This is a genomic window from Bradyrhizobium sp. NAS80.1, from assembly GCF_001908205.1.
In the GTDB taxonomy this organism is placed as follows: domain Bacteria; phylum Pseudomonadota; class Alphaproteobacteria; order Rhizobiales; family Xanthobacteraceae; genus Bradyrhizobium.
Map to the genome: position 1 here is coordinate 1 of NZ_LGHL01000157.1, position 3,963 is coordinate 3,963.

The 3,963-nt window shown below is 58.0% G+C and carries 2 protein-coding genes and 2 pseudogenes; all 4 read right to left on the bottom strand.

Translation table 11 applies throughout. The annotated features are described in order from the left end of the window. Positions 1-84: 84 nt before the first annotated feature. Positions 85-324 (bottom strand): hypothetical protein, encoded by a 240-nt coding sequence (locus AC629_RS45795; protein ID WP_143199590.1) that lies wholly within the window; start codon positions 322-324, stop codon positions 85-87. Positions 325-355: 31 nt separating this feature from the next. Then, positions 356-1,834 (bottom strand): aldehyde dehydrogenase, encoded by a 1,479-nt coding sequence (locus tag AC629_RS31685; RefSeq protein WP_084808759.1) that lies wholly within the window; start codon positions 1,832-1,834, stop codon positions 356-358. A gap of 7 nt (positions 1,835-1,841) precedes the next feature. Continuing rightward, positions 1,842-2,226: pseudogene (locus AC629_RS31690) on the bottom strand (carboxymuconolactone decarboxylase family protein). Positions 2,227-3,252: 1,026 nt separating this feature from the next. Continuing rightward, positions 3,253-3,831 (bottom strand): annotated as a pseudogene (locus tag AC629_RS31695) (biotin/lipoyl-containing protein); the annotation flags it as partial. Between the last annotated feature and the right edge of the window lie 132 nt (positions 3,832-3,963).

The following is a 3,963-nucleotide window of genomic DNA, read 5'->3' on the forward strand; positions in this document are numbered from 1 at the left end:
CATTGGAGACTCCGTCGCTGTTTGCCTCCATCCTTGGCACAGCGACGCGAATCTACTGCGAATCTATGATTGCGAACTTGTGACTCAGGACACTAGACCTTCTTCGACAGATCGGATGATAGTGCGATTTCGCGATTCGCCGCGTTTTTCATCGAATCCGGTGTCGATAATGACTGTTCTCTGGTCGTTGACGACGGCCCAAACGTAATAGTCAAGTGGCTCCGCGACATCGTGAGAATCGCCGCCGATGTAGTTTGATGGCGATCGCTGGTCGGATCGTCCGTAGCGAATTGCAAAAACCTTATAAACATCGTCGTGAGCCAAGCTTCGGTCTCCAAATTGCGACGATGCGCGCTCAGCGCATCACGAAGGGGTCTGGAACGGGTTCGTTGACGTCGATCCAAACGCTCTTAGTTTGCAAATACTCATTGATCGCCTCGATTCCGCTCTCGCGGCCGATACCGGAGCGCTTGTAACCGCCGAACGGCGACATGTAGCTTACTGCGCGGTAAGTATTGACCCAGACGGTGCCCGCCTCGAGTTTTTCGGACGCAAGCAGCGCGCGACGCATGCTCTTGGTCCAGACGCCCGCGGCTAGACCATAGATCGTATCGTTGGCGATGCGGATCGCATCATCCTCGTCCTCGAACGCAATTACCGCGAGCACGGGACCAAACACCTCTTCCTGCGCGATGCGCATATCCGGCCGAACGTCGCCAAAAATCGTCGGTTCGACAAACCAGCCATCCTCAAGATCAGGCCGCTGCGGCGTCTGGCCGCCAAGAAGGCATTTCGCACCCTCGTCCTTCGCGATCTGAATGTAGCTTAGAACCTTGTCGTATTGCGGTCGGGTCGTGACAGGGCCGACTTGAGTAGAAGTGTCGAGAGGGTTCCCGATCTTCGCGGTTGCCGCGAATTCGATCAGGCGCCTCGTGAACTCTCTATAGATTGATCGCTGCACGAGCGCGCGCGAGCCCGCGATGCAGGTCTGCCCCGACGCCGCGAAGATCCCGGAGACGACACCCTTGATAGCATTGTCCAGGTCAGCGTCGTCGAAAACGATATTCGCCGACTTTCCCCCGAGCTCCAAAGTCACCGGCTTTATGCCGGAAGCCGCCGTTTGATAGACGCGCTGCCCAGTCTGATCGCCGCCGGTGAATGCGACCTTGGCGATTGCCGGATCGGATACGAGCGCCTCGCCGATTTCCGAGCCATAGCCTGTCACGACGTTTACCACCCCTCGTGGAAAGCCGACCAGCTCAAACAACCGGGCGAACGCCAACGCAGACACGGATGAGAATTCCGACGGCTTCCAGACCACGGTATTTCCGGCAGCGAGCGCTGGAGCGAGCTTCCAACCGGCGAGCAGGAGCGGCGAATTCCAGGGTGTAATGGCTGCAATTACGCCAAGCGGCTCGTGTCGAGTGAAATTAAAAACGCCAGGTTTGTCGATCGGAATGACACTGCCTTGAATCTTGTCGGCAAGCCCCCCGAAATATCGGAACCACTGCGGCAGATACCGCAACTGACTGGACATCTCGTTGATCAGCTTACCGTTGTCCGTTGTCTCGAGGCGGGCGAGCTGATCGCTATGTTCGGCGATCAAATCGGCCAACTTCATCAACAGGTGACCTCGCGCCGATGCTGTCAGCCGACTCCACGAGGGATCCAAGAACGCCCGCCGCGCTTCCGAAGCCGCGCGGCGGACATCGCCAGGGCCTGCCCTCGGAATGCGCGCCCACGCCTTGCCGTCGAAAGGATTGACGCTCTCGATCCAGTCTCCCGTCTCGGCGCCGACCCATTCGCCACCGATCAACATCCGGTATTCTTGCATGGCGATCTCAAACGGTTTCCGGCTGTTCAGCGAAGACTTCGCGCGCGATGCGAAACGCCTCGACTCCCGCCGGGACGCCCGCGTAGATCGCGGCCTGCAGGAACACTTCCTGGATTTCCTGCTTCGTCACTCCATTGCGCAAAGCGCCTCCGATATGGAGCTTCAATTCGTGCGGTCGATTGAGGGCGCAGAGCATCGCGAGGTTCAGGAGGCTCCGGGTCTTGCGCGGCAGGCCTTCCCGTCCCCACACGGCCCCCCCAGCAGTACTCCGTCACGAGCTCTTGGAACGGCCGTGAAAATTCATCCGCGTTACGAAGGGACTTTTCGACATAGGCCGGCCCAAGCGTTTCCGATCTAATTTTTACTCCTTGATTGAACACTTCCTGACTCATGGTGCTTTCCTTTCTCAGATGTGGCTATGGGATCTGCCACGGCGCCAGGCCGTCGACGAGAAAATTGCCATGCTTACCCGCCCTAGACTGCGTTTCCGTAAGCTCCACCGTCAGGGCGAGTGGACGCTCAGCAAATGCCTGTTTCATCCAAGATGGCTTGGAGACGGTCGGCAGGCGCGGACTGAGCGGCTGATGGATAAAGATGAAGGCCGAGCGCAACTCCAAACGCCAACAGACGCATCAAAACAGCGAAGACGCCGTGCCCACCGACATTGACGCTGGGGTGACGTTTAACAAGTTCTACCCTTTCCACACGCAATGCATCCTCCCTTTTTGTCTTGCAAAAACTTGGTGAGCTCGCGAAGTTGAGACCACGAACTATTTCGCTTTTATGCAGTCCTCCACCTATGCAGAAGAACTATCTCGCTATTTCAATTATGCCGCTCCGGCATCAGAACTGCATTGCAGCGAGTTTTCGTTATGGGCGGATCTGCTTGGATCGGAAGTGACGGCCAACCGCTCATATGATGAGCTCGTCAACCGCCACTCTATCGGGGCGGAAGCCTTTGCAAAGGGATTGGCCTCGCCATTGCGACCCGTATGGCGGCGAGTGGGACGGATGGCGTCGAAGGCCCGGTCCCGCTGGCGGCGGCTGGCGACTGCCGGGCCTGAAAGTTGTCGTATGGCGGCATACGCAGGCACGCGGCGACTTCACTGAGACAGTGTGTGATAACCAGGCAGCGCTCGGCAACTGGACTAGTCGCCGAGCGCCGCCCCGATCGGGTCATACCCGCTAGAATTCATCCGCCGGCGCCGGCCACCTCTAACCAAACACTAAACGTATCTTCAATTCGACCCATGATTCTTTGAGCGCCATCGAAGGTTGGACTGAGGAGATCCACCCGACGGATCATCTGATCGTGACCGATACAATCCGGTATTCCGGGGCGAAAGCGGCCCTCTGCCACCGGCCGCAGAGATGTTTGGAGCCGGCGAGGACCCGCCCTAACGCGAGCGAGGATCTACTTACCCAATCTCGATTAGCAGGTCCGTAGCATCGACTTTCGCACCGGAGCCAACGAGGATGTCAACTACTACGCCATCGCGCGGCGCGTGGACCACGGTCTCCATCTTCATCGCTTCGAGCATGCAAAGCACATCTCCGGCCTTAACCCTCTGGGTCCCTGATCACCCTAATACTTGAAATTATCCCCGGCATCGGCGCGGCAACGTGATTCGGATTACCGCCTTCCGCCTTGCGGCGGCGTGCTCTAGCTTGAAAGGCCGCAGATGATCTGTCGGGAACTGCAACAAGGCGGGGCTGGCCATTTAGCTCAAAAAACAATTCGACTAGACCATCATCTCGAGGCTCGGAAACGCTATGTCCTGCCTGACCAAGACATCCTGCGCCGTCAATCCATTCGACACCATCATGAGCGCCATATCGCCGATCGCCTTTGATGACGGCGTCACTTTAATGATGTCTCCGAATAGCTCATTAGCGTCTCTGTACGCCTTCGCAATTTCCGGCCAGCGAGGAGCGAGCCCGAGCGCCCGCGCTTGTTCCTTTAGATTAGTGAATTGTCCACCCGGCATCGTACGCATCCGGCGAAGGCCCCCGGCTAGGCCGTTTTTTGGCGGAAGGCTGATCAGCGCTTAAGCGGCGTGAGCGACGCTTTGAGGCTGCCAATTCCAGGGCAGCAGTTCGTGGATGCGCCTGGCGGGGTGATCCGGTAG

Bases quoted from the DNA above. Each gene is read 5' to 3' on its own strand.
- AC629_RS31685 (WP_084808759.1), bottom strand. From the start codon at position 1,834: ATGCAAGAATACCGGATGTTGATCGGTGGCGAATGGGTCGGCGCCGAG.